The 24440-nt window shown below is 68.8% G+C and carries 19 protein-coding genes and 1 pseudogene; 11 read left to right on the forward strand and 9 right to left on the reverse strand.

Annotated elements, in window-relative coordinates; genetic code table 11:
- Positions 1–10 precede the first annotated feature (10 nt).
- Genes ACWA7K_RS18970 through mpl form a run of 3 tightly spaced genes read right to left on the reverse strand, consistent with a single transcriptional unit; the run spans position 11 to position 2776 of the window.
- A complete protein-coding gene (locus ACWA7K_RS18970; RefSeq protein ID WP_456163244.1) occupies positions 11–751 on the reverse strand; it encodes a beta-ketoacyl-ACP reductase in 741 nt (246 codons plus the stop codon).
- Between the two features lie 50 nt (positions 752–801).
- Complete coding sequence (locus tag ACWA7K_RS18975) at positions 802–1407, reverse strand: YqiA/YcfP family alpha/beta fold hydrolase (RefSeq protein ID WP_456163246.1); 606 nt, start codon at positions 1405–1407, stop codon at positions 802–804.
- 4 nt (positions 1408–1411) lie between these two features.
- A complete protein-coding gene (mpl, locus tag ACWA7K_RS18980; protein ID WP_456163248.1) occupies positions 1412–2776 on the reverse strand; it encodes a UDP-N-acetylmuramate:L-alanyl-gamma-D-glutamyl-meso-diaminopimelate ligase in 1365 nt (454 codons plus the stop codon).
- Positions 2777–3106: 330 nt separating this feature from the next.
- Here mpl and ACWA7K_RS18985 point away from each other — a divergent pair, with 330 nt between their 5' ends.
- A complete protein-coding gene (locus ACWA7K_RS18985) occupies positions 3107–3592 on the forward strand; it encodes a nuclear transport factor 2 family protein (protein WP_456163250.1) in 486 nt (161 codons plus the stop codon).
- A gap of 73 nt (positions 3593–3665) precedes the next feature.
- On the opposite strand, the pseudogene ACWA7K_RS18990 reads toward ACWA7K_RS18985, so the two are convergent.
- Positions 3666–4556, reverse strand: a pseudogene (locus tag ACWA7K_RS18990) (IS1595 family transposase); the annotation flags it as partial.
- 268 nt (positions 4557–4824) lie between these two features.
- On the opposite strand from ACWA7K_RS18990, the gene ACWA7K_RS18995 reads away from it, so the two are divergent.
- Positions 4825–5904, forward strand: coding sequence for a S1C family serine protease (locus ACWA7K_RS18995; protein ID WP_456163252.1), 1080 nt, complete (start codon positions 4825–4827; stop codon positions 5902–5904).
- Positions 5905–6101: 197 nt separating this feature from the next.
- On the forward strand, positions 6102–6626 hold the full coding sequence (locus tag ACWA7K_RS19000) for a DUF6933 domain-containing protein (protein WP_456163254.1): 525 nt from the start codon (positions 6102–6104) through the stop codon (positions 6624–6626).
- A 6-nt stretch (positions 6627–6632) separates the two neighbouring features.
- On the opposite strand, the gene ACWA7K_RS19005 is transcribed toward ACWA7K_RS19000, so the two are convergent.
- Positions 6633–7022 carry a type II toxin-antitoxin system VapC family toxin gene (locus ACWA7K_RS19005; RefSeq protein WP_456163256.1) on the reverse strand — a complete coding sequence of 130 codons (390 nt, stop codon included), beginning with the start codon at positions 7020–7022 and terminating at the stop codon, positions 6633–6635.
- Positions 7019–7264 carry a FitA-like ribbon-helix-helix domain-containing protein gene (locus ACWA7K_RS19010; protein ID WP_456163258.1) on the reverse strand — a complete coding sequence of 82 codons (246 nt, stop codon included), beginning with the start codon at positions 7262–7264 and terminating at the stop codon, positions 7019–7021. Before ACWA7K_RS19010 ends, ACWA7K_RS19005 begins: the two co-directional genes overlap by 4 nt.
- A 149-nt stretch (positions 7265–7413) precedes the next feature.
- Here ACWA7K_RS19010 and ACWA7K_RS19015 point away from each other — a divergent pair, with 149 nt between their 5' ends.
- Positions 7414–8505, forward strand: coding sequence for a 6-phosphofructokinase (locus ACWA7K_RS19015; protein WP_456163260.1), 1092 nt, complete (start codon positions 7414–7416; stop codon positions 8503–8505).
- A gap of 27 nt (positions 8506–8532) precedes the next feature.
- Here the strand turns inward: ACWA7K_RS19015 and ACWA7K_RS19020 are convergent, their stop codons facing one another.
- From ACWA7K_RS19020 to thiD, 3 genes are read right to left on the reverse strand one after another with little or no spacing between them, the layout of a single operon-like run.
- Positions 8533–9414 carry a D-hexose-6-phosphate mutarotase gene (locus tag ACWA7K_RS19020; protein ID WP_456163262.1) on the reverse strand — a complete coding sequence of 294 codons (882 nt, stop codon included), beginning with the start codon at positions 9412–9414 and terminating at the stop codon, positions 8533–8535.
- Positions 9415–9419: 5 nt separating this feature from the next.
- Positions 9420–10751: a glutamate-1-semialdehyde 2,1-aminomutase gene (gene hemL / locus ACWA7K_RS19025; RefSeq protein ID WP_456163264.1), complete on the reverse strand. Its 1332-nt coding sequence runs from the start codon at positions 10749–10751 to the stop codon at positions 9420–9422.
- A gap of 17 nt (positions 10752–10768) precedes the next feature.
- The gene (gene thiD, locus ACWA7K_RS19030; protein WP_456163266.1) at positions 10769–11713 is read right to left on the reverse strand and encodes a bifunctional hydroxymethylpyrimidine kinase/phosphomethylpyrimidine kinase; all 945 of its coding nucleotides are present in this window, start codon (positions 11711–11713) and stop codon (positions 10769–10771) included.
- Positions 11714–11945: 232 nt separating this feature from the next.
- Between thiD and ACWA7K_RS19035 the strand changes: the two genes are divergently transcribed.
- From ACWA7K_RS19035 to ACWA7K_RS19065, 7 genes are all read left to right on the forward strand, one after another.
- Entirely contained in the window at positions 11946–12098 is a 153-nt protein-coding gene (locus tag ACWA7K_RS19035; protein ID WP_456168871.1) for a rubredoxin, read from the forward strand.
- Between the two features lie 22 nt (positions 12099–12120).
- Positions 12121–12558, forward strand: a complete 438-nt coding sequence (locus ACWA7K_RS19040) for a response regulator (protein WP_456163268.1) — start codon at positions 12121–12123, stop codon at positions 12556–12558.
- Positions 12559–12652: 94 nt separating this feature from the next.
- The gene (locus ACWA7K_RS19045) at positions 12653–13018 is read left to right on the forward strand and encodes a response regulator (protein ID WP_130481997.1); all 366 of its coding nucleotides are present in this window, start codon (positions 12653–12655) and stop codon (positions 13016–13018) included.
- A 30-nt stretch (positions 13019–13048) separates the two neighbouring features.
- Entirely contained in the window at positions 13049–13600 is a 552-nt protein-coding gene (locus ACWA7K_RS19050; RefSeq protein WP_456163270.1) for a chemotaxis protein CheW, read from the forward strand.
- Between the two features lie 91 nt (positions 13601–13691).
- On the forward strand, positions 13692–16031 hold the full coding sequence (locus ACWA7K_RS19055) for a methyl-accepting chemotaxis protein (protein ID WP_456163272.1): 2340 nt from the start codon (positions 13692–13694) through the stop codon (positions 16029–16031).
- 42 nt (positions 16032–16073) lie between these two features.
- Positions 16074–23330 carry an Hpt domain-containing protein gene (locus ACWA7K_RS19060; RefSeq protein ID WP_456210224.1) on the forward strand — a complete coding sequence of 2419 codons (7257 nt, stop codon included), beginning with the start codon at positions 16074–16076 and terminating at the stop codon, positions 23328–23330.
- Between the two features lie 15 nt (positions 23331–23345).
- Positions 23346–24440: a GGDEF domain-containing protein gene (locus ACWA7K_RS19065; RefSeq protein ID WP_456163276.1), complete on the forward strand. Its 1095-nt coding sequence runs from the start codon at positions 23346–23348 to the stop codon at positions 24438–24440.

Consider the following 24440-nt stretch of genomic DNA (forward strand, 5'->3'; position numbering starts at 1 on the left):
GGGCGGTCGTTCAGACGGTCAGGCCGCCCGCGACCTCGATGACCGCGCCGTTGATGTAGCTGGCCTCGTCGCTGGCCAGGAAGGCATAGACGTTGGCGATCTCCTCGGGCTGGCCGAGCCGGCGCAGCGGCACTTCCTCGCGCATCTGCGTGATCAGCTTGTCGGGGATCGTCGCGAGGATCGGCGTCTCGATGAAGCCCGGCGCGACCGCGTTGACGCGGATGCCCTTCGGGCCCAGTTCGCGGCTCCAGGTCTTGGCAAAGCCGATGACGCCGAACTTGCTGGCCGCGTAGTTGGTCTGGCCGTAGTTGCCGTAGATGCCCACCACGCTGCTGGCCAGCAGGATCGCGCCCGAGCCCTGCTCGATCATGGTGTCGACGACCGCCTGCGAGCAGTGGAAGACCGCGCGCAGGTTGACGTCGATGACCGCGTCGAACTGCTCGATCGTCATCTTCTGCAGCCGCGCGTCGCGGGTGATGCCGGCGTTGTTGACCAGCACGTCGATCCGGCCGAAACGCTCGCGCACGGCGGCGACCATCGCATCGACCGACGCGCGGTCGGTCACGTTGACGGCATGGCCCACGGCCTGCGCGCCAACGGCCTGGCATTGCGCCACGGCGGCCTCGACCGCCTCGGGCTTCATGTCGACGACGACGACGATCGCGCCCTCGCGGGCGAACTTCAGCGCGGTGGCCAGGCCGATGCCCTGGGCGGCGCCGGTGATGATCGAGACCTTGTTCTGCAGACGCATGGTGGTTCGGGGTAGAGGTTTGGCGGAAGGGGAATGAGGCGGCGGGTTGTTCAGGTCGCCGGATCGAAGCCGAGGAAGCCCAGCAGGCCCGGCAGGTGATCCTCGAAGTCGCTCAGCGCGTGGTCGCTGCCCGGCACCAGCACGCCGCCGAAGCCGTCGGCGCGGGGGTAGCGGGCCGACATCTCGCGCCAGTCCAGCACCTCGTCGCCGGTGGCGATGACGGCGTGATACCGCTGCGGCCGGGTCAGCGGCACGGGCGGCTGCAGCGCGCGCAATTCGTCGATGAACTCGGCGCGGAAGAAGAACCGGTCCTGCGGGTCGTGCCAGGCGGTCTGCTCGCCGATGTACCTGGCCAGGTCACGGGCCGGCTCGACGGCGGGGTTCAGCAGCACCGCCGGCCAGCCGTGGCGTTCGGCGATCACCGTGGCGTACCAGCCGCCCAGCGAACTGCCGATCACCGCGCTGCGGTCCTTCGGCCAGTCGGCGATGCCGGCCTCGATCAGCCTGACGGCCTCGGCCGGCGACGGCGGCAGCTGCGGGCTCCAGAACGTCAGCTCGGGTTCCCGTCCGGCCGCCCAGCGCGCCATCCGCTGCGCCTTCATCGACTGCGGCGACGAGCGGAAGCCGTGCAGGTAGAGCAGGTGCGACGGCGGCACGTTGTCAGCCGCGCCGGGCCGCCAGCGCGTCCAGCAGCTTCTGGTGGATGCCGCCGAAGCCGCCGTTGCTCATGCACAGGATGTGGTCGCCCGGCCGCGCGGCCTTGACGACCGCCGCGATCAGCCGGTCGAGCTGGTCATGTACCTGCACCTGCTCGCCCAGCGGCGCCAGCGCGGCCGCCGCATCCCAGGCCAGCCCGGCGCTGTGGCAGAAGCTCAGGTCGGCTTCCTCCAGCGCCCACGGCAGCAGCGCGGCCATGGTGCCCAGCTTCATCGTGTTCGAACGTGGCTCGAACACCGCCAGGATGCGGTCCAGCCCGACCTTGCGACGCAGCCCGTTGACGGTGGTGCGGATGGCGGTCGGGTGGTGCGCGAAGTCGTCGTAGACCTGCACGCCGCCGGCCTCGCCGCGCAGCTCCAGGCGCCGCCGCACGTTCTCGAACTTCGCCAGCGCGGCGCCGGCCGCCTCGGGCGTCACGCCGACCGACTCGGCCGCCGCGATCGCCGCCAGCGCGTTCAGCTGGTTGTGCTCGCCCAGCAGCGCCCAGTCGACGCGGGCCACCTTCAGGCTGCCGCGCAGCACGTCGAAGGCATGCGGCTCGCCACGCGCCCGCAGCGCACCGGGGCTTTCCTTGCGGGCGCCGAACCACGTCACCTCCGACCAGCAACCGCGTTCCAGCACGCGCTGCAGGCTGTCCTCGCGCTGGTTCACCACCAGCCGCCCGGCCCGCGGCACCGTCCGCACGAGGTGATGGAACTGCGTCTCGATGGCCGCCAGGTCCGGGAAGATGTCGGCGTGGTCGTGCTCCAGGTTGTTCAGCACGGCGGTGCGCGGCCGGTAGTGGACGAACTTGCTGCGCTTGTCGAAGAAGGCGGTGTCGTATTCGTCCGCCTCGATGACGAAGGGTGCGCCCGCCGCCCCCAGCCTTGCCGACACCCCGAAGTTCTGCGGCACCCCACCGACCAGGAAGCCCGGCTGCAGCCCGGCCGCCTCCAGGATCCACGCCAGCATCGACGTGGTGGTCGTCTTGCCATGCGTGCCGGCAACCGCCAGCACATGCCGCCCCGCCAGCACATGGTCCGACAGCCACTGCGGCCCGCTGGTGTAGCGCGCCCCGGCGTCGAGGATGGCCTCCATCAGCGGATTGCCCCGGCTGACGACGTTCCCGACCACGTACAGGTCCGGCGCCAACGCCATCTGGGACGGGTCCCAGCCTTCGATCAGTTCAATGCCGAGCGCGCGCAGCTGGTCGCTCATCGGCGGATAGACGTTCGCATCGCAACCCGTCACGCGATGCCCCGCTTCGCGTGCCAGAGCGGCCAGCCCTCCCATGAAGGTGCCGCAGATGCCGAGGATGTGGATGTGCATCGGACGATTCTAGAAGTCGGGTGAGAAGCGTCCGGGACGAGGGCGGGGGGGCTTTCCCGTGGCTGCGGGGGTGGGGCCGGTGCAGACAGGACGGCGCGTCGACCGCACCGTCGGATCAGCTGACGGGCGATCCAATCGAGGAATCGACCGGTTTGATCGGGGCCATCCTCCGTGCCTACAGATATATGCAATGTCCGCCCGAACGTGTGTTGGCTAGGATAAATATCGTTTCCGGTCAAGCACGATTTGAATGATGGTGCCCGTCGTGAAATCGAACCAGCGGCGCTGCACCTCGTGCTCTCGCCAAAACCCTGTATATAAGGATTCGTGATGTTGAAGCAATTGATTCTTTTCCTGTGCGTCGGTGCCTTGGCTGGCTGTGCAGCAAACGATGTTTCTCCTTCCCGTTCTTCAGTGGGACGCACTGAAACATGTCGGGCGACTTCCGAACAGGAAATCGCATCGCTGTTCGATCGCTGGAACCGGGCACTCCAGACAGGAGATGCTCACCAGGTCGTTGCCAACTATGCGCAGAAATCGATTCTCCTGCCGACGGTCTCGAACAAGCCAAGGCTGACCCCGGCAGAAAAGGAGGATTATTTCCACCACTTTCTGGAGAATCGCCCATCCGGTCAGATTGACATGCGCGCCATCGACATCGGCTGCAACTCGGCCGTCGATGCGGGCCTCTATACCTTCACGTTCGCCAAGACGGGCGCAAAGGTCAGCGGGCGCTACAGCTATACCTATCGCTGGGATGGCTCCAGCTGGCTGATCACGAGCCATCATTCGTCGGTGATGCCGGAAAAAGGTTGAGAAAAAGATATTCGTGGCTTCCGATAAGGTCGAGAAGGCTAGACGGCTTCATCTCACCTGAATAGTCATGATCCTCAGCCTCCCGTCGAATCTGCCGCTCGCGTGCTGGCGACGAGGTGATGGCGTGGCCGATGAGGCCGTCCAGAAGCTGGCGCAGATCGAAGCGTCGGTTGAATCGGCAGGAGAAGGCGCCCAGATAGGCGTGGGCGCACTTGCGGAACTTGAATGCCTTGTAGGCGCCGTTGATGAGCGTCTTGAGATTGCCCAGCACGGTGTTGACCCAGGTGAACTGCGGCAACTCGCGCGGCTTGCGCTTGCCGACAACGACGTAGGAATGCACGCAGCCAGCGTCGACCACGCCATCAAGACACGGCAGGCCGTCGCTGCGCATATCGCTGCCCGGTATCAGATTGATTCGAGCCCAGGCGGTGGTCGCGGCGCTGGAGAAGGCCGACACCGGCGTCACCATCACGCGCATCGGGTGACCCGTCGAGTTGGTCGATACCGCCGCCACGACGGGCACCTTGTTGGGCGAGCCGCGACCGCTTACGCCAGGGCGCTCACCAGCGAGATAGGCGTCGTCCATTTGAATCTGCTCGTAGAGGGGCTCTTCGGCGTCGACGCGGGCCATGGTCTGCATCACCTTGTGGTGAATCAGCCAGGCGGTGCGGTAACTCGTGCCGAGTTGGCGCATCAGGGCCAGGGCAAAAAGGCCGGTCTTGGCCTGACTGAGCAGAAAGATCGCCAGAAACTAGGTCGGCAGCGGCAACTTGGTGCTGTCCATCAGGGTGCCGGCGGTCAACGAGGTCTGACGTCGACAGCCTTGGCACTGTTACATCTTGCGGGCGCTGTGACTGATCAGGTAATGCTCGTCCGCCCCGCAACTTGGGCGGCGAAAGCCGTCGGGCCAACGGTGCGAGACGAGCGTTTTCGCGCACTGGTCTTCACTGCCATAGCGCGACAGGAAGTCGGACGGCGATACGCCCTTCTGAAACTGGAACTGGACTGTTTCATGGCCATCGTCGCGTCTTCTGCTTGGGTGACGCTCACGATAGGGGTCGGGTGGCTCAGGTGATGAGCCCGGCTGAGGTTGGTGACGAATTAGGAAAAGCTTTAGCCAGATACTGTTTCGATTGATTTGCAGGGTTCGTTGGCTGCTGGCTGTTTCTGTGTTTGGGCTTTCGTCCAAATCGTTGCATGTTAGTCGATTATATTCTTCTTGGAAAACTGCTATGCATCAATATATTGCTGGTCTCGCCCTTGTCTTGTGCCATATGGTGTCTGGTGCGCAGGATGCTTCGTCGGTCTTTCAAAAGAGCCGAGAATCTATTTATGTTGTGCATGCGGATAAAGGCTCAACCGCAGTTCAAGGTTCAGCGGTGCAGTTGGATTCTCGGAATGTGGTTACCAACTGTCATGTTGTTGAGGGCGCCAAGAGTATTGTTTTGGTTGCCGGCGGGAGGCGGCTAGCTGCGACTTTGGCCTTGGTTGACCAGCAGCGTGACCTGTGTACACTTAGGGTTGAGGTCAACTTAAAAGCGATTCCGCCGCCCATTCGGTCTGTTTCGAGTCTTGTGGTTGGTGAAAGAGTATTTGCGTTGGGGGCGCCGCGAGGCTTGGAGCTTTCTCTTTCCGAAGGTATTATTTCTGCATTGCGGGAGACTGCTGAAGGGTTGTTTATTCAGACAACTGCTGCTATTTCTCCAGGGTCTAGTGGTGGGGCGTTGCTTGATGCAAATGGTCGTTTAATCGGAGTTACGACGTATCAACGCCGCGAGTCTCAGAATATTAATTTCGCCGCGCCTGCAAGTTGGATTTCTGAGTTGCATTCTCGTAATGCTCCTTTGGTTGTGCGCAGGTTGACGTCGGACGAACGGACCGTCAAGCTCATGTGCAAAGGCCTTGTAAAATCTAGTGACCCAATTTCAATTGCGGTGCGAGGCGCCCGAGAGTGGGCACATGTTGTCGAAATTGAACTGAATGTAGTTGATTTGACTGCGCGAGTAAGCAATTTTTTTCCTTCAATTATAATGAGTCGTACTGATACCGATTTTTTCTCTCTAGCTTTTATTGCGGAGGGGCCTTATAAAATGATGGAGTACGGTGATGTATTGAGACATTTTGATGTTGTGGATGAAAATACGGTTGAGCTCAATAAACGGACCTCTTTGTCAATAGAAATTAATCGCAAGACAGCTGAAGTAATCTTAGTTGAGTATCAATTGGTGGTTCAATTGAAGACCTTTAGTGTCAAGGATTGGGAAACTCGTGGTCAATATGCGTGCCAAACAGATGCTGATCGGAAGTTCTAGTTTTATAACTCCGCGGCGGGGTTTCGCTCCTCGTAGCCCTTAGGTAATGGCTAGACGGATTCATCTCATAAACCAAGCTCGTATTGGGAGTGTCGGGAGTTCGTGTTGTCAAACTGTTGGGGGTCGCTCTTGTCGCGGTCGCTTCTGGTGTGCGGTGAGCTAAGCTCACATTCCTTTCGGAATGCTCTCCTCACACCATGTTCGCCCTGCGCTGCACCAAGAAACTGCTGGACCGACTCCCGAAGGGCTCGGCGATCGAGCCCGAGCCGCCGACCACGGTGCTGGGCGACTGGTATGCCAACCTGGTCTACACCGGGTCGCAACAGCACGTCATCTGCATCTCCGAGCGGACGCTGCTGCCGGTCGTCGTCGCGGCGAAGGACGCCCCGAGCCTGCCCGCTCGCATGACGGCGGCACTGGCTGACGTTCTTGAGGCCGTTGGCGTGTCGCGGCTCGACATCGATGCGGAACTGGCGGAGATGCGGTCGACCTGTTTTGCCAAGACGGCCAACCGCCGGGTGCTGGGAACCTTGAACGACTTCGCCTTCATGTTCCAGGTCCACGGCGCCCACCACCCGAAGATGAGCCTGATGGAGCGCACCTTGAGCCTGGCTCACACCCCTTGCGGTGCCATCGACCATGCGTTTCCGGACGACGCGACGCGCGCGGCCTTCGCGACCCGTCGACTCCTGAAATCGGTGGGCGCGGCCGGCGGGGCCTGAACCGCGTCAGCTCAGCGCCACCGCCCGGTCCGGGAACGCCCTCAGCAGTTTCTTGTCGAGGGTGAACAGCCGGGTGTCCAGAGACTTGGCCAGCGCGATGAACTCGCAGTCGTAGGCGGAACAGTCGCTGTCCCGGACGAGTTCGAGGACGGCCCTGGAACCGACCTCGTGCTCGCAACCCGCCATCAGGCTTTCGGCTTCGGCCTGCAGGCTCAAGGCCTGTCCGAACGAAAGGGTGGCGCGGCGGACGTATCCCGCCAGGATGTTGCGGAACTCGCTGCGCCAGAGCACGGGCGCGCACCAGTCCGGATCCCGCTGCAGCAGCGACTCCGCTGCGGCCGTGTGCTCGCCGGGCAGGTAGAGATAGGCCAGCACGTTCGTGTCGACCACGATCATGGTCGGCCCTCGCGCTTGGCGGCGTCGATGTCTTCGGCCAGAAAACCCTGATCGGGCAGCGAGGCGCGCAACGCGCGTGCCCGGGCGAGCCGATCGCCGGTCGAAATCCGGGTCGGCAGGAGGACCGCTTCCAGGCACACGATCGCCTCGCTGTTCAGGCTGCGCCGGTTCATCTCGGCGGCAGATTTCAGGCGCGCATAGACCGCGTCGGGGATGTTCTTCAGCGTCAGGGTCGTCGGCATGTCGATGCAACCATTCGGGAACCAGAATGGTTGCATTGTTGCGCGAAGCTGTCGCCGTCGCCAGCCTCTCGCCAAGCGTCCCGCCCTGTGCGAGAAACCCGACTGGATCCACCAGACGCCGCTGCTCCCCCGGGTGACAGCGCTTCCATATGCCCAGCTCCACGCCCCCCACCCGAATCGGCGTCCTCACCGGCGGCGGCGACTGCCCCGGACTGAACGCGGTCATCCGCGCCGTCACCAAGTCGCTGATCCACCAGTGCGGGGCGGAGGTCATCGGGATCGAGGACGGTTTTCTCGGGCTGATCGAACGGCGCGTGCGGCCGCTGGACTGGCGTGGTGTCAGCGGGATCCTGGGGTTGGGCGGGACGCTGCTGGGCACCAGCAACACGGCCAGTCCGTTCAGCTTCCAGGGCCGCGACGTGTCGGGCGAGGTGCTGGCCTATGCGCGCGAGACGCTGGGGCTGCAGGCGCTGGTGGCCATCGGCGGGGACGGCACGATGACCATCGCCGGGCGGCTCAGCGCGATGGGTCTGCCGGTCGTCGGGGTGCCCAAGACGATCGACAACGACATCGCCTGCAACGAGCGCAGCTTCGGCTTCGACACCGCCGTAGCCATCGTCACCGATGCGCTGGAGCGGGTGCAGACCACCGGCCAGAGTCACGGACGGGTGATGGTGGTCGAGACGATGGGGCGCTATGCCGGCTGGATCGCGCTGGAGGCCGGCATCGCCGGGGCGGCCGACGTGATCCTGCTGCCGGAGATCGCCTACGACCCGGACCGCGTCGCGGCCTTCTGCGCCGAGCGCGCCGGGCGGCAGCGATTCACCGTGATCTGCATCGCCGAAGGCGCTTGCGCGCGCGGCGCCGGGCTGACGGTGGACAGGACGGTGGCCGACAGCCCCGACCCGCTGCGGCTGGGCGGCGTGGGCCATGTGCTGCGCGCGCAGCTGGAGTCACGGCTGGCGGCGCTGGGGGTGAAGTCCGATGTGCGCACCACCGTGCTGGGGCATGTCCAGCGCGGCGGCAGCCCGACGCCGTTCGACCGGGTGCTGGCGACGCGCTATGGCCACGCGGCCGCCCAGGCGATCCTGCGTGGCGAGTTCCACCGCATGGTCGCGCTGCAGCACGGTGAGCTGGTGACGGTGCCGCTGGCCGATGTCGCCGGGCGCAACCGCACGGTGCCGCCAGATCACCCGCTGGTGCGCTGCGCGCGCGACATCGGGGTCTGTCTGGGCGATTGAGGCTGGTCACCCGGTCGACCGTTCGCCTCAGGCCTGGACTTCGAGCGTCTGCATGCCGGCCCATTCCTCGCCGGGGGCCAGGCGGACCGGGTTGCCGATCTGGGCGGCCTCGACGCACAACATGCCGAGCCAGCCGTCATCGGGCAGGTCGGGCAGCGCGGCGCTGCGCTCGGGGCCGGGGTTCCAGACGACGGTGTCCTCGAAGGCGGTCTGGCGGATCTCGACCTTGCGGCCGACCTCGCGCAGCAGAAGCTGGCGCGGCGATTCCCAGTAGATGCGGTCCAGCTCCTGGGCGATCGTGACGACGTCGATCCACTGCTGGCGCGGCTGGTCCAGCACCTTGTCGTGGTAGTTCTGGTCGAGCAGCCCTTCGAGCTGCGCGCGGCGCACGTCGGCGCAGGCGAGGTAGGTGTGCAGGGCGGCCTGGAACTCGAACGGCGTGTCGCCGCGGTTGATCACCGCGAGTTCCATCTCGATGCGGCGGCGGTCGACGCTGATGGTCAGCTCCAGCGTGAAGGCGTGCGGCCACAGCGCGCGTGTCTCGGCGTCGTCCTGCAGCGTCAGCACGGCAAAGGCGTGCTCGCCGCGCACGGTGGCTTCCTCCAGCGTCCAGCTGCGGGTGCGCGCGAAGCCGTGGCGCTCCAGCGGCCCGCTGTCGCTGAACTGCGGGAACACCACCGGCACGCCGCCGCGCACGGCGGTGTGGCCGTCCAGCACGGTCTCGGGCGACAGGTAGAGCTGTTCCTCGTCACCGGCGGGGATCCAGGACACGACATGCGCGCCCTGAAGCAGCACGGTGGCCTGGGCGCCATCGGGCGAGCGCAGGTGGACGGCGGGCAGGCCGCCGAACTCGCAGGCGCCGGTGCGTTGCAGCGCGCGCGGCTGCTGCTGGACGTCGGGGATCGTCATCGCGATCAGGACGCGCGCAGCGCTTCGCGGGCGGCGGCGATGGTGGCGTCGATGTCGGCGTCCGTGTGGGCGGCGCTGACGAAGCCGGCTTCGTAGAGCGCCGGGGCCAGGTAGACGCCGCGGTCGAGCAGCCCGTGGAAGACGCGGTTGAAGCGGTCCTTGTCGGTGGCCATGACGGCGGTGTAGTTCTGCGGCAGCTCGGGGCCGAAGAAGAAGCCGAACATGCCGCCCTGGCAGTCGCTGGCGAACGGCACGCCGGCTTCGCGGGCACCGGCGCTCAGGCCGTCGACCAGTCGGCGGGTCTTGCGCGACAGGTCCTCGTAGAAACCGGGCTTGCTGATCTCGTGCAGCGTGGCCAGGCCGCAGGCGGTGGCGATCGGGTTGCCGCTGAGCGTGCCGGCCTGGTAGACCGGGCCGAGCGGCGCGAGCAGGCTCATGATCTTGCGCGACGCGCCGAAGGCCGCCAGCGGCATGCCGCCGCCGATGACCTTGCCGAACACGCTGATGTCGGGCTGGAAGCCGGGAATCGCCTGGGCGTACAGGCTCTGGGCGCTGCCCAGCGCGACGCGGAAGCCGGTCATCACCTCGTCGAACACGAACAGCGCGCCGTGCTGGTCGCACAGCTCGCGGATGCGCCGGACGAAGGGCACCTGCGCGCGCACAAAGTTCATGTTGCCGGCGATCGGCTCGATCATCACGCAGGCGATCTCGTCGCCGTGGGCGGCGAAGGCGGCCTCGATCTGCTCGGTGTTGTTGTATTCGAGGACCAGCGTGTGCTGCACGACCTCGGCGGGCACGCCCGCGCTGGTCGGGTGGCCGAAGGTCGCCAGGCCCGAACCGGCCTTGACCAGCAGCGCGTCGGCATGGCCGTGGTAGCAGCCCTCGAACTTGATGATCTTGCTGCGCCCGGTCGCGCCGCGCGCCAGCCGGATCGCGGTCATGCCGGCCTCGGTGCCCGAGCTGACCAGGCGGACCTGCTCGATGCTGGGCACGGCCGCGACGATGGCCTCGGCGAGTTCGACCTCGCGCTCGGTCGGCGCACCGAAGCTGAAGCCCTCGGTGGCGGCGCGCTGCACGGCCTCCAGCACGGCCGGGTGGCCGTGGCCCAGGATCATCGGACCCCAGGAGCCGATGTAGTCGATGTAGCGCTGGCCCTCGGCATCCCACATGTAGGCGCCTTGCGCCCGGGCGATGAAGCGCGGCGTGCCGCCGACGGCGCGGAAGGCGCGCACGGGCGAGTTGACGCCGCCGGGGATGGTGCGCTGGGCACGCTCGAACAGGGCGGCGTTGGTGGTGGCAACAGGGGCTGCGGCGGATGCGTTGGGGGCGGTGCTCATCGGGAACGCTTCGGGATTCAGTGGATGTTGCGCGACGGCGGCACGGTGGCGTCGCCGTCCTCGCCGGTGTCGGTGCCGTTGGCCTCGGCACCTTCCTCGTCCTCGTCCTCGGGCGGCAGGGCCCAGAAGAAGCGGTCGGGGATGACGCTGCCCATGCCGGGGCGGAAGCCGGCGTCCAGCGCCTGGTCGAGGAAGGCCAGGGCCTCGGAGACCGCCAGATGCAGCTCCTGCCCGGTCGCCAGCAGCGTGGCCAGGGCGGACGACAGCGTGTCGCCGGCGCCGACGAAGCTGGTCTCGAAGCGCTCGAACTTCTCGCCGGTGATGGCGCCCTGCGGCGAGGCCAGCACGTTGTCGACGAAGTTGTTGGGCAGCTGCACGCCGGTCACCAGCACGTGGCTGGCGCCGAGTTCACCGGCCGCGACGGCCAGTTCGCGGGCCGACGGCGGGCGTTCGGCATCCCACTCGGGCAGCAGGAAATCGGTCAGCGTCTTCTGGTTGCCGACCAGCACCTCGGTCTGCGGCAGCACCAGCTCGCGCAGCGCGTCGTGGTAGCTCTGGGCGGCGTCCTCGTCGTCGATCCACGACAGCGAGGGCACGTAGGTCACGAGCGGCACGTCGGGGTAGTCCGACAGCACTTCGGCCACCGCGCCGACGGTCTCGGCGGTGCCGAGGAAGCCGACCTTCCAGCCGCCGATCGTGAGGTCCTCGAGCACGCTGCGGGCCTGCTCGACGACGGTGTCGGGGTCGATCGGGGTGTGGTCGAAGACCTCTGCGGTGTCGCGCATCACGATCGTCGTGATGACCGGCAGCGCATGGCCGCCCATGGCCGCGACGGTGGTGATGTCGCCGGAGACACCGCCGGCGCCGCTGGCGTCGCTGGCGTTGAAGCACATGACGCAGACCGGCCCCGAGACCTGATCGTCATTCGGGTCGATGGGGGCTTCGGTGTCGGGAGGGTTCATGGCGTCCTGCGCGGGAGGTTGGGCTCGGAATCGGGCCGCGGACCCGAGGGCCGGGCTGGGCTGTTCAGCATGACCCGGGCTGCGCCGACGTGCGCTGGAAAAAGCTCCAGCACTTCCTGAGAAATGTTGTCTAGGTGCCGACAAAACCTCGTTTTTTGGACAAGTCTCATCGCTAGAATCTGATTCATTGTAGACAAGCTGATCGCACGCTGTGAGCGCAACTCGAACCTGGATGTGCCTGATCTGCGGCTGGATTTACGACGAGGCTGCAGGCGACCCTGACCACGGCATCGCGCCCGGTACCCGCTGGGAAGACGTGCCGATGAACTGGGTCTGTCCGGAGTGCGGCGCACGCAAGGAAGACTTCGAGATGGTCGAGATCTGAGATCACGCATCGGGAGGCGTTCATGGCCCTGGATTCAGCAGTCGCGCAGTTCACCTCCGATGGCACGGGCCTCGCCCGTGATCCGCTCGTCACCCGGGTGCTCGTCATCGACGACAGCAACACGATCCGGCGCAGCGCCGAGATCTTCCTGAAGCAGGGCGGCTGCGAGGTCGTGCTGGCCGAGGATGGTTTCGACGCCCTGGCCAAGGTCAGCGATCACCGCCCCGACCTGATCTTCTGCGACATCCTGATGCCTCGGCTGGACGGCTACCAGACCTGCGCCATCATCAAGCGCAACCCCGAGTTCGCCGGCGTGCCGGTGATCATGCTGTCCTCGAAGGATGGCCTGTTCGACAAGGCCCGCGGGCGCATGGTGGGCTCGCAGGACTACCTGACCAAGCCCTTCACGAAGGACCAGCTGCTGCGCGCCGTGGCCCAGCACCGCCGCGCCCCGGACTGAACCTCGACGGGCCTGCCCGGGACCGGTCCCGACCTCCGGCAGGCACGCGAACAGACGACCGTCGACCTCGAAACCACGCAAGGGACCCTGCGCCATGGCGATCCACAACATCCTCCTGGTGGACGACTCGAAGACGGAGCTGCATTTCCTGTCCGACGTCCTGACCCGTCAGGGCTTCCGCGTGCGCACCGCCGAGAGCGGCGACGAGGCGCTGCGCCGCATCGTCGAGGAAAAGCCCGACCTGATCCTGATGGACGTGGTGATGCCCGGCGTCAACGGCTTCCAGCTGACCCGCACCATCACGCGCAACCCGCAGTTCGCCGATGTGCCGGTGATCATGTGCACCAGCAAGAACCAGGAAACCGACAAGGTCTGGGGCATGCGCCAGGGCGCCCGCGACTACGTCGTCAAGCCGGTCGACCCCGACGAGCTGGTGCAGAAGATCCGCGCCTTCGGCTGATCCCCGCCCACCCGATCCCCATCTCACGACATGGCCAACAAGGAAGCGCTGCGCGAACTGCAGGGCCGTCTCGCCGAGCGGCTCCACGAGGTCAAGACCCAGGAACGGCTGCAGTCGTGGCTGGCGGTCGAGGCCGGCGGCTGCGGCTTCCTGTTCCCGCTGTCCGAGGCCGGCGAGATCTTCCAGTGCGGCGCGCTGGTGCGCGTGCCACATGCCGCGCCGTGGTTCCTGGGTGTCGCCAACCTGCGCGGCGTGCTCGCCGGCGTGGTCGACCTGGGGCGCTACCTGGGTCTGCGCCACGCGGGCGATGGCGCGGCTGCGGCCGACCTGGCCGAGCCGTCCGAATCCGACCGCGTGGTCGCCTTCAACCCGACGCTGGACGTCAACGCCGCCTTGCGCGTCGACCAGCTCGCCGGACTGCGCAACGCGTCGCAGCTGATGGTGATGCCCGACGACGGCGTGGCGCGGCCGGGCTTCGTCGGTGCGCGCTACCGCGATGCCGCCGGCCGCATCTGGGTCGAGCTGCGCCTGGCCGCGCTGGCCCGCGACGAACGTTTCCTGCGCATCGTGGGGGCCCTGTGACCGGCCACCCCGCGACGGCGACGAACAACATGAAGCGCGCAGCGCCCGCCGATCCGGCCGGGCCGCCTGCGCGGACCGACTGAGGCTGGGCATGACCTTTCTCGACAAGCTCAAGGGTGTGGGGGCCGACAAGCGCGGCCACGACAGCGAACTGGCCGACGAGGTCTCCTACGTCGACGCGCTGTCGATCGTCGACGACCCCAACGACGCGCGTGACACGGTCCAGGACATCGGCCTGCCGCACGTCATGGCCGATCCGCACGGCGGCGCGGTGATCAGCGAATCGGCGCCGTCGCCGGCCGCATCGACCTACCTCAACACCCGCATGCCCGGCGCCGATCTGGCGCCCGCCGGTCAGCGGGACACCGGCGTACGCCTGCCGCTGATCGGTCACCTCGGATCGGACCAGCAGCAGCGCCTGCTGGGCGTGCTGCTGGCGCTCGGCGTGCTGGGGCTGGTGCTGGCCTCCGTGCTGGCGGTGCGTTCGGCGGGGGGCAGCGCGGCGCAGGTCGGCGCGACCGGTCAGGCGCTGATGCAGTCGCAGCGGCTGGCCAAGTCGGTGCTGCAGGCGATGGTCGGCAACCCGGCGGCCTTCGCCGAGGTGCGGACCTCTTCCGAGGTGCTGGCGCGCAACGTCCGCGGCCTGAGCGATGGCAGTTCGATGCCCGGACTGGAGGCCGCACCGCTGACCGCCCAGCCGCTGCTGTCGCCGCTGCTGCCGCTGGTCGACAAGGCCGAGAAGAACGCCCAGGTCGTGCTGGCCCAGGAACAGGTGCTGACCCAGGTCGGCAAGGCGCTGCGGGCGATCGGCAAGCAGTCGGCCGACCTGCTCGATCCGGCCGAGGCGGTCGCGAGCGCGCGGGTCCAGGCCGGCGGTCCGGCCAACGACATCGCGGCGGCCGGCCAGCTGGTCATGCTGACCCAGCGCATCGGCCGGTCGGCCAGCGAGGCGCTGAGCCCGCAGGGCGTGTCGCCCGAGGCCGTCTTCCTGCTCGGCAAGGACCTGAACACCTTCAACGACCTGGCCCGCGGCCTGCTGGACGGCAGCCCCGAGCTGCGCCTGACCGCCTCCCGCGATGGCGCCTCGCGCGAGCGGCTGGAGGCGCTGCTGAAGGCGCACGAGCAGCTGCGTGCGCAGGCCGGCGTGATCGTCGGCAACCTGCAGGGCCTGGTGGCCGCGCGCGACGCGCAGCTGGCGATCCTGACCGACAGCGAGGCGCTGCGCGCCGGGCTGGAGGAGGTCCAGGGCTCGCTGTCCGCCGCCGGCGGCATGGGCTGGTTCAACGTCGTGCTGATCGGCCTGTCGCTGCTGCTCGGCGGTCTGGGCGGCCTGGGGCTGCTGGCCGTCTTCACGCATGACCAGCGCCAGCGCGCGTCGCTGTCGGACGCCCAGCGTGCCGAGGCCGAACGCCAGGAACGCGAGGCCAAGCGCGTCAACGACGCCAACCAGGCGGCCATTCTTCGGCTGATGAACGAGCTGCAGTCGGTGGCCGAAGGCGACCTGACCCAGCAGGCGACCGTGACCGAGGACATCACCGGCGCCATTGCCGACTCGGTCAACTACACCGTCGAGGAGCTGCGCAACCTCGTCTCGCAGGTGCAGGGCACGGCGGCCCGCGTGACCGACACGACCCAGCAGGTCGAGGCCACGTCGACCGAGCTGCTGGCCGCCTCCGACGAGCAGCTGCGCGAGATCCGCGAGACCGGCGAGGCGGTGCTGCAGATGGCCGGCCGCATCCAGCGCGTGTCCGGCCAGGCGCAGCAGTCGGCCGACGTGGCGCGCGAGTCGCTCGCGGCGGCGACCTCCGGCCTGACGGCGGTGCTCGACACCATCACCGGCATGAACACGCTGCGCGACCAGATCCAGGAGACGTCCAAGCGCATCAAGCGGCTGGGCGAGTCGTCGCAGGAGATCGGCGAGATCACCGAGCTGATCTCCGACATCACCGAGCAGACCAACGTGCTGGCGCTGAACGCCGCCATCCAGGCCGCGTCCGCCGGTGAAGCGGGCCGCGGCTTCTCGGTCGTGGCCGAGGAAGTGCAGCGGCTGGCCGAACGGTCGGCCGACGCGACCCGCCAGATCGCCGTGCTGGTCAAGACCATCCAGACCGACACCGCCGACGCGGTCGGCGCGATGGAGCGCTCGACGCAAGGCGTGGTCGAGGGCGCGCGGCTGTCGGACAACGCCGGCACTGCGCTGGCCGAGATCGACCGCATCTCGCGCCAGCTCGCCGAGCTGATCGAGGAGATCGCCTCGCAGGCCCGGCGCGAGTCGGATTCGGCCACGGTCGTGGCACAGAACATCCAGCACATCTTCGCCGTCACCGAGCAGACCGGCGAGGGCACGCGCTCGACCGCGCAGCTGGTCCGCCAGCTGTCGCGCACGGCCGAAGAGCTGCGCCAGTCGGTGGCTCGTTTCAAGATCAGCTGACGCCGGCTGACCCCGTAGATCGGTTCGGTTAATCTGATGTCGATGGATCCGCAACGCCCTGCCGCACCCGCTTCCGCGCCGGCCGACGACCTCAGCGCCCTGGCCTGGGTGCTGGAGGAACTGCGCAAGAGCCTGGAGCAGGCCCACAAGGGTTTGCGGCGCTACCTGCGCGAGGCCGAGGCCAGCGCCAGCGCCGATCTCGAGGACGTCGAACCGACGGTCCTTCGAAACGCGAGGCAACAGTTGCATGGCGCCGTGGGTGCGCTGCAGCTGGTCAACGAGGCCGAAGGCGCCCAGCTGCTGCGCGCCAGCGAGGCGGCGGTGCAGCGTTTCGTGCAGCGCCCGCAGCGTGCCGACGCCAAGGGCGTCGAGGCGATCGAGCGGGCGTCGTTCGCGTTGCTGGACTACCTGGGCCGGCGCCTGGCCGGCAAGCCCGCGCCGGCCGTCGGCCTGTTCCCGCAGCTCAAGACGCTGCTCGAACTCAACGGCGCCGAGCGCATCCACCCGGCCGACCTGTGGCCGCACGACTGGCGCTGGCGCCCGATCACGCCGGTGGGCTCGATCGGTCATCCGGTCGACGCGACGATGCTGGCCGACGTCGAGCGGCGCATGTTGGGGCTGGTCAAGGCCAATTCGGTCGAATCGGCCGCCGGTCTGTCGCGCGCCTTCGATTCGGCCGCGATCGGCGCCCGTTCGGCGCATCACCTGGCCGAAGCCACGTTGTGGTCGATCGCCGCCGGTTTCTTCGAGGCCTGGGGCCACGGGCTGATCTCGCCCGACCTGTTCGTCAAGCGCACCGGCTCGCGGGCGATGGCCGCGCTGCGGGCGAAGGTCAAGTCCAGCGAGGTCGATGCCTCCGAGCGTCTGGCGCAGGACCTGCTGTTCTTCTGCGCCCGCGCCCTGCCGGTCGACCCGGCCCGTTCGCCTTACCTGCAGGCGGTCTGGATCGGCTACCAGCTGCGCCACGAGGCCGCCGGTGACTACGCCGAGCCGCGCTACGGCCGCCATGACCCGGCGCTGATCGTGCAGGCGCGCAAGCGCATCGTCTCGGCCAAGGAAGTCTGGAACGGCGTGGCCGGTGCCGAGCCGCAGCGGCTGGCCAACCTCAACGAGGCCTTCAGCCTGGTCGGCGACTCGATGCGCCGCCTCTACCCGGGCGGCGACCAGCTGGCCGACGCGCTGACGATGGCCGCCGAACAGGCCACCTACACCGGCCGCCCGCCGGCGCCGCAGCTGGCGATGGAAGTCGCCACCAGCCTGCTCTACCTCGAAGCCGCACTGGACGACGGCGAGCTTGACCTGCCCGACCAGGGCGACCGGGCCCGCGCGCTGGCGCAGCGCATCGTCGCGGTCGCGCAGGGCCAGCCGGCCCAGCCGCTCGACCCGTGGATGGAGGAGCTGTATCGCCGCGTCTCCGACCGGCAGACGCTCGGCAGCGTGGTCCAGGAACTGCGCAACACGCTGTCGGAGATCGAACGCCAGGTCGACCAGTTCTTCCGCAGCCCCGCCGAGACCGGCCTGCTGGCAGCGGTGCCCGAACAGCTCAACGGCATGCGCGGCGTGTTCTCGGTCATGACGATCGCACCGGCGATGCAGGCCGTCGCGCGGATGCGCGGTGACGTCGAGCAGCTGCTGCACGGCGAGGCGGTCGACCCGCGAGCGCCGGTCACGCAGGCCGCCTTCCACCGGCTGGCCGGCAACCTCGGCGCGCTCGGTTTCCTGATCGACATGCTGAGCGTGCAGCCGCAGATGACCAAGCAGCTGTTCCGCTTCGACATGCTCAACGGCGTGCTGGCCCCGGTCATGGGCCGCAGCACGATGGCGCCGGACGTGATCGACCGCGCCCAGGCGATCGCCGAGGCGGTGCGCCGCCACGAGATGCCGCTGGCGCTGGTGTCGGCCGAGATCGACGAGCTGTCGCGCGACATCCAGGTCAGCGACCAGCCCGAGCTGGCCGCGACGCTGCAGTCCGCCCGCGAGGTGCTGGAGCAGGCCCACGAGGCCGGTGCCGGCCACGACACCGAGGAGGCCGCGCGCGAACACGTCGCCCAGGCGATGGACGACTTCGTCGCCACCGCGACCGCGCCGATGGGGCTGGACCCGATCGGCCTGCCGCTGATCTCGCGGCCGATGTCTCTGGGACCGGACGAGGCGCGCGCCGAGTTCGTCCCGACCGGCCTGGAAGACGACGACGAGATGCGCGGCGTGTTCCTGGAGGAATCGACCGAGGTGCTGGCCGACGCGCTGGCCGCGCTCGAGACGCTGAACCACTCGCCGTCGGACCTGTCGGCGCTGACGACGGTGCGGCGCGCCTTCCACACGCTCAAGGGCAGCTCGCGCATGGTCGGCTTCAGCGCCTTCGGCGATGCGGCCTGGGCCAGCGAGCAGCTGTTCAACCACGTGCTGGCCGAGCAGACGCCCGCCAGCGCCGACCTGCGCACCTACACCAGCGATGCGCTGACCTATTTCGCCGCCTGGGTCGAGGCCATCACCCGCCACGACGCCAGCGCGTTCGCGCCCGAACCGGTGATCGCCGCGGCCGACACGCTGCGCCTGGCCGGCGAGCTGATGCGCGTCCATCTGCCGGGATGGGCCGAGCCGAACGAGCCGGCGATCGGTGCGCTCGATCAGGTCTCCGAGCTGGTCGATCTGGAGGTGCCGATCGACGAGGCGCCCGCCCCCGTCGTCGAGACCCTGCAGGCGACCCAGCCGGTGCCGCGTCCGACGATCGAGGACCTGCCGGCCGAGCCGATGTCGTTGCCCGAGATCGACCTGGTGCTCGACTTCGACGGCGCCGACTTCGGCCTCGCCGAGCCTGCCGTTGCCACTGCTGCAGTCGCAGAACCTGTGCCGGTCGAACGGCCGTTCACGGGCGCGATGCCCGACTTCGCGCCGACCGAACCGCTGGTGACCGCGCTGACGCCGGGGCCGGACGTGGCCGCGCCGATCGACCTGTCCGGCTGGGAGCCGACCGGGCTGGTCGAGGCCGACGAGTCCGTGCCGGCCGACCCGTTGCAGGCGCTGGCGGTGCCGGACGTGATCGACCTGCCGCTGGACGGTGCGGTCGATCTGCCGCTGGATGTCGTGCTGGACGCGACGCCCGAGATGCCGGACATGCCCGAAAGCGCCAGCCTGGCGCTTGAGCCCGATGCCGGCCCGGTCGTCGAGATGTCCGACCTCGCGCCGCTGGACGAGGTCGCGGCCGAGGCGATCGCCAACTTCTCGATGGACGACACGCCCGAGCCGGTGCCTGTGGTCGAGACGATCGAGGCCGCCGCAACGCCCGAGCTCATCGACGCACCGATCGAGCCCGCCGAGACCGTGCCCGGCCTGGCCGAGACCCGCTGGGAAGACTCGCCCGCCGCGATCGACGATGAGGATCCGGCCTCGCTGCTGGTGCCGCTGGCCGAGACGCCGGCGGCCGTGCCCGACCTGCCCGACGTGCCGGTGCTGACCGAGGTGTTCGAGCTGACGACCGGCTGGGACGCCGGCCTGGTCGACCTGCCGGTCGAACCGGCGCCCGACCTGCCAGCGGCTGAGGCGCCGGCAGAAGCGTTCACCGACGTTGCAGTGCCCGACGAGGTCGCCGACCCGGTCGAGCTGGCCGAACTCGAAGCCCTGGACGCGGTGCCCGAACCGGCTCCCGCTCCGGCGCCTGCCCCGGCCGGTGCCGAGGTCATCCGGCTGGCCGATTTCCGGCCTTCCGCGCCGCTGCCGCTGGCCACGCCGCGCCACGCCGGGGGCGACGAGCCGGTCGACCTGACCGCGCTGCTGGGCCGCGACGACGACATCAAGGTGGTCGGGCCGCTGCGGCTGCAGATCCCGCTGTTCAACATCTACCTGAACGAGGCCGACGAGCTGTCGCGCCGCCTCGGCACCGAGCTGACGCTGTGGTCGCTGGAGCTGGACCGCCCGGTCGGCGCCACCGCCGTCGCGCTGGCGCATTCGCTGGCCGGCAGTTCGGCGACGGTCGGTTTCGCCGACCTGTCGCAGCTGGCCCGCGACCTCGAACACGCGCTCGACCGGGTCCAGTTCCTGGGCGCCGGCGAGGTCGACGACGCCTCGCTGTTCGTGGCCGTCAGCGACGAGATCCGCCGCCTGCTGCACCAGTTCGCCGCCGGCTTCCTGCACAGCCCGCCGCCCGAGCTGTCCAGGCGCCTGCACGACTGGATGGAAACGGCCGCCGCGCGCCAGCCGGTGCGCACGCCCGAGTCGCGCATGGGCGACTCGACGCTCGACTCGCGCGGCATGGGCGACAGCGACCTGGGCGGCCTGACCTTGCCGACCGGTTGGCAGGTCGAACCCGAGGCGGTCGCGCCGATCTCGCTCGACCTCGACCTGGAAGCACCCGAGCCCGAGCCCGCGCCGGTCCCGGCCGCCGAGGCGACGCTGGTGATCGATCCGCAGATGCTGGCCGAGTTGCCGCAGGATCCCGTCGACGAGCTGCCGCCGCCCGGCATGCCGCTGCCCGAGGCCGGCCTGGCGCCGATGTCGCTGGACGAACTGCCGTCGCTGCAAGGCCTGTCACTGGACCTGCCGGTGGATCTGCCCGTTGATTTGCCGGTGGATCTGCCGGTGGATCTGCCGGTGGACGTCCCGGTCCAGCCCGACATCGACCTGGGCGCGGATCTCGTCTCGCCGCAGGCCCCCGTGCCTGAGCCCTTGCCCGTGCCCGAGGTCGCGATCGCACCGCCGGCGCCGGCCGTGCCACACGACGATGTCGCCGCGCTGATCGAGGCCCTCGGCGAGGACATCGACCAGGTCGACCATGTCGACGCCGAGCTGTTCCCGATCTTCGACGAGGAGGCGCAGGAGCTGTTGCCGCAGCTGGCCAGCCAGGTCGGCGAGTGGCGCAGCGCGCCGTCCGACCCGAGCGCGGCGACCGCCTGCATGCGCACGCTGCACACCTTCAAGGGCAGCGCCCGTCTGGCCGGCGCGATGCGGCTGGGCGAACTGGCCCATCGCTTCGAGTCGGCGGTCGAGAAGCTGTCCGGCGTGGCCGTCAGCGCGGCCGATCTGGACGAGCTGCAACGCCGCGTCGACGTGCTCGCGGCGGTCTTCGATTCGGTCCGCCGCAACCACGGCGTCGCCCCGGCCACCAGCCTGGGCCTGCTGCAACCCGGTGGCAGCTGGACCACCCGGGCCGGCGCCTTGCCCAGCGGCACGAGCGAACTCCGCAGCACCTACGGCACCGGCGCGATGGCGCTGGGCGACGGCATGGCCGGCGCCACCGGCTTCGGCGCGGCAACCGGATTCGGTGGCACCGGCTTTGGCACGACCGGCTACCGCACCACCGGCTTCGGCTCGCTGGACGGCGGCCCGGTGCCCGGCAACGCGGCGAACGATGCGCTCGACGCGGCCGCGCTGTCGCCCGAAGGCATCGACTGGCACCGCTTCGTCGCGGCCGGCGAGCCGACGCCCGTCAGCCCGGTCGAACGCGCCCCCGTCAGCGCCCAGCCGGTGCGCGTGCGTGCGCCGCTGCTGGACCGGCTGGTGAACCTGGCCGGCGAGGTCAGCATCACGCGGGCCCGGCTGGAGTCGGAAGTCGGCTCGATGCGGGGCTCGCTGGTCGACCTCAACGAGAACCTGGACCGCCTCGGCCTGCAGCTGCGCGACCTGACCCTGCAGGCCGACACGCAGCTCGAATCGCGCATGCAGGCCGCCCGCGCCGCGTCGCAGGAGTTCGATCCGCTGGAGCTCGACCGCTACACCCGGCTGCAGGAACTGACGCGGATGATGGCCGAGTCGGTCAACGACGTCGCCACCGTGCGCAGCGCGATGCAACGCACGCTGCAGACCACCGAGGACGAGCTGGCCGTGCAGGCCCGCCTGACCCGCGAGCTGCAGGGCGACCTGTTGCGCACCCGCATGGTCGAGTTCGAGAGCCTGTCGGACCGCCTCTACCGGGTCGTGCGCATGGCGGCCAAGGAGACCGGCAAGCAGGTCCGTTTCGACATCGTCGGCGGCTCGATCGAAGTCGATCGCGGCGTGCTGGACCGCATGACCGCCGCCTTCGAGCACCTGCTGCGCAACTGCGTCTCGCACGGCATCGAGCCGGGCGACGTGCGCGCGGCGGCGGCCAAGGATCCGACCGGCAGCATCGTCATCGAGCTGCAGCAGGACGGCAACGAGGTCAGCATCGAGATCCGGGACGACGGCGCCGGGCTGGACCTGGACCGCATCCGCGAACGCGCCATCGCGATGGGCGTCATCGACGCCCAGACCGAACTGCCCGAGAAGGAACTGGCCAACCTGATCTTCGTGCCGGGGCTGTCGACCAGCACGGTCGTCACCGAGCTGTCCGGCCGGGGCGTCGGCATGGACGTGGTCCGCTCCGACGTCCACGCGATGGGCGGGCGCATCGAGACCCGCACCACGCGCGGTCGCGGCACGCGGCTGCGGCTGGTCCTGCCGCTGACGACGGTGGTCACGCAGGTCGTGATCCTGCGCGCCGGCAACCTGCAGATCGCCGTGCCGTCCAACCTGGTCGAGCTGGTCCAGCGCGCCACGCCGCTGACGCTGGAGGCCGCCTACCAGCAGGGCGCCTACGGCTACGGCGGCCTGCAGCTGCCGTTCTTCTGGCTCGGTGCGCTGCTCGACACCAGCGGTCGCGGCACCGAGACCGGCCGCACGCTGCCGGTGGTGATCGTGCGTTCGGCCCAGCAGCGTGTCGCCCTGCATGTCGACGACGTGCAAGGCAGTCATGAAGTCGTGGTCAAGAACCTCGGCCCGCAGCTGTCGCGCATGCCCGGCCTGGCCGGCATGACGCTGCTGCCGTCCGGCGGCATCGCGCTGATCTACAACCCGGTCGCGCTGGCGGCGGTCTACGGCGCCCACGCCCACCGGCTGATGCAGCTGGCGATCGCCGAACCGGCCAGCGGGCCGGCGCAGGCCGAGCCCTCGGCCGACCGTCCTGCCCCGCTGGTGCTGGTGGTCGACGACTCGCTGACCGTGCGCCGCGTCACCAAGCGCCTGCTCGAACGCGAGGGCTACCGCGTCGCGCTGGCCAAGGACGGCCTGGAGGCGCTCGATGCCCTCAGCGGCGAACGGCCGGTGGTCGTGCTGTCGGACATCGAGATGCCGCGCATGGACGGCTTCGACCTGCTGCGCAACATCCGCGGCGACGCCGAGCTGGCCTCGCTGCCGGTGATCATGATCACCTCGCGGATCGCCCGGAAGCACCGTGACCTGGCCGCCGAGCTGGGTGCGAATCACTACCTGGGCAAGCCCTACAGCGAAGAAGAGCTGCTGGGCCTGCTGCGCCAGCACGCCAGCGTGCAGCGCCGCGTCGTCGCCTGAACGCGGAGTCGACCGGTGTCATCCCCGCAGCCGGCGAGCGCAGCGAGCGCGCCCGAACCCAGCGCGCTCGACCACGTCGTCGAGCTGACCCGCTCGCGTGACCGCGGGCTGGTCGAGGAGTCGCTGATCAGCGCGCTGGTCGACCTGCTCGGCGCGACCGAGGTGTCGATCTGGCGGCTCGATGCCGATGGCCTGAACCGGCGCTGGCACCGCGTCGCCCAGCGACTGGCCGACGGGCCGGCCGGCCCGCTGGCGGTGCCCGTGCCGGAAGGCCCGAACCCGGAAGTCGAGGGACTGCCCGAGGACCAGCTGCCCGAGCACCTGACCTGCCTGCGTGAATCCCGCATGCTCAGCCGTGCCGCCGGCCAGGACGCGGGTGCCGGCGTGCACGTGCTGCTGCCGATGAACGCCGAGCTGGAGGGCGGCGGCGTGATCGAGCTGGCGCTGGCGCAGCCGCTGGACGCGCGCGACGCCCGTATCGCCACCAGCATGCTGCGCATCCACGCCAACTTCATGCACCTGCTGGACTACAGCGAACGCGACACGCTGACCGGCCTGCTCAACCGCAAGAGCTTCGACGAGACCTTCATGAAGGCGACCGTGCTGGAGGCGCGCCGCCAGTTCGCCGAGGACGGCCGCGAGCGCCGCAGCGCCGAGTCGCGCCACCAGTACCTGGGCGTCATCGACGTCGACCACTTCAAGCGCGTCAACGACGTGCACGGCCACCTGATCGGCGACGAGGTGCTGGTGCTGGTCGCCCGCATCATGCGCAGCGCGCTGCGCAGCGAGGACCGCCTCTACCGCTTCGGCGGCGAGGAGTTCGTCGTCATGCTCGACGCCAGCGACGAGGTCGGCGCCCGCAGCGCCTTCGAGCGCCTGCGCCAGGCCGTCGCAGCCTACGAGTTCCCGCGCGTCGGCCACGTCACCATCAGCGTCGGCTACTGCGACGTGCGGCCGGGCGACACCCCGCAAGCCGCCTTCTCGCGCGCCGACCAGGGCGTCTACCACGCCAAGGCCCACGGCCGCGACCAGGTCGTCGCCTACGCCGACCTGCTGGCCAGCGGTGCCGTCACGGAGAGTGATGGCGAGAACGACATCGTGTTGTTCTAG

Source organism: Leptothrix mechoopdaensis (SeqCode) (assembly GCF_053893855.1).

Bases quoted from the DNA above. Each gene is read 5' to 3' on its own strand.
- ACWA7K_RS18970 (WP_456163244.1), bottom strand. From the start codon at position 751: ATGCGTCTGCAGAACAAGGTCTCGATCATCACCGGCGCCGCCCAGGGC.
- ACWA7K_RS19060 (WP_456210224.1), top strand. From the start codon at position 16,074: ATGGATCCGCAACGCCCTGCCGCACCCGCTTCCGCGCCGGCCGACGAC.
- ACWA7K_RS19045 (WP_130481997.1), top strand. From the start codon at position 12,653: ATGGCGATCCACAACATCCTCCTGGTGGACGACTCGAAGACGGAGCTG.
- hemL (WP_456163264.1), bottom strand. From the start codon at position 10,751: ATGAGCACCGCCCCCAACGCATCCGCCGCAGCCCCTGTTGCCACCACC.
- ACWA7K_RS19050 (WP_456163270.1), top strand. From the start codon at position 13,049: ATGGCCAACAAGGAAGCGCTGCGCGAACTGCAGGGCCGTCTCGCCGAG.
- ACWA7K_RS19055 (WP_456163272.1), top strand. From the start codon at position 13,692: ATGACCTTTCTCGACAAGCTCAAGGGTGTGGGGGCCGACAAGCGCGGC.
- ACWA7K_RS19015 (WP_456163260.1), top strand. From the start codon at position 7,414: ATGCCCAGCTCCACGCCCCCCACCCGAATCGGCGTCCTCACCGGCGGC.
- mpl (WP_456163248.1), bottom strand. From the start codon at position 2,776: ATGCACATCCACATCCTCGGCATCTGCGGCACCTTCATGGGAGGGCTG.
- ACWA7K_RS19020 (WP_456163262.1), bottom strand. From the start codon at position 9,414: ATGACGATCCCCGACGTCCAGCAGCAGCCGCGCGCGCTGCAACGCACC.
- ACWA7K_RS18985 (WP_456163250.1), top strand. From the start codon at position 3,107: ATGTTGAAGCAATTGATTCTTTTCCTGTGCGTCGGTGCCTTGGCTGGC.
- ACWA7K_RS19040 (WP_456163268.1), top strand. From the start codon at position 12,121: ATGGCCCTGGATTCAGCAGTCGCGCAGTTCACCTCCGATGGCACGGGC.
- ACWA7K_RS19005 (WP_456163256.1), bottom strand. From the start codon at position 7,022: ATGATCGTGGTCGACACGAACGTGCTGGCCTATCTCTACCTGCCCGGC.
- ACWA7K_RS19000 (WP_456163254.1), top strand. From the start codon at position 6,102: ATGTTCGCCCTGCGCTGCACCAAGAAACTGCTGGACCGACTCCCGAAG.
- ACWA7K_RS19010 (WP_456163258.1), bottom strand. From the start codon at position 7,264: ATGCCGACGACCCTGACGCTGAAGAACATCCCCGACGCGGTCTATGCG.
- thiD (WP_456163266.1), bottom strand. From the start codon at position 11,713: ATGAACCCTCCCGACACCGAAGCCCCCATCGACCCGAATGACGATCAG.
- ACWA7K_RS19035 (WP_456168871.1), top strand. From the start codon at position 11,946: ATGTGCCTGATCTGCGGCTGGATTTACGACGAGGCTGCAGGCGACCCT.
- ACWA7K_RS18995 (WP_456163252.1), top strand. From the start codon at position 4,825: ATGCATCAATATATTGCTGGTCTCGCCCTTGTCTTGTGCCATATGGTG.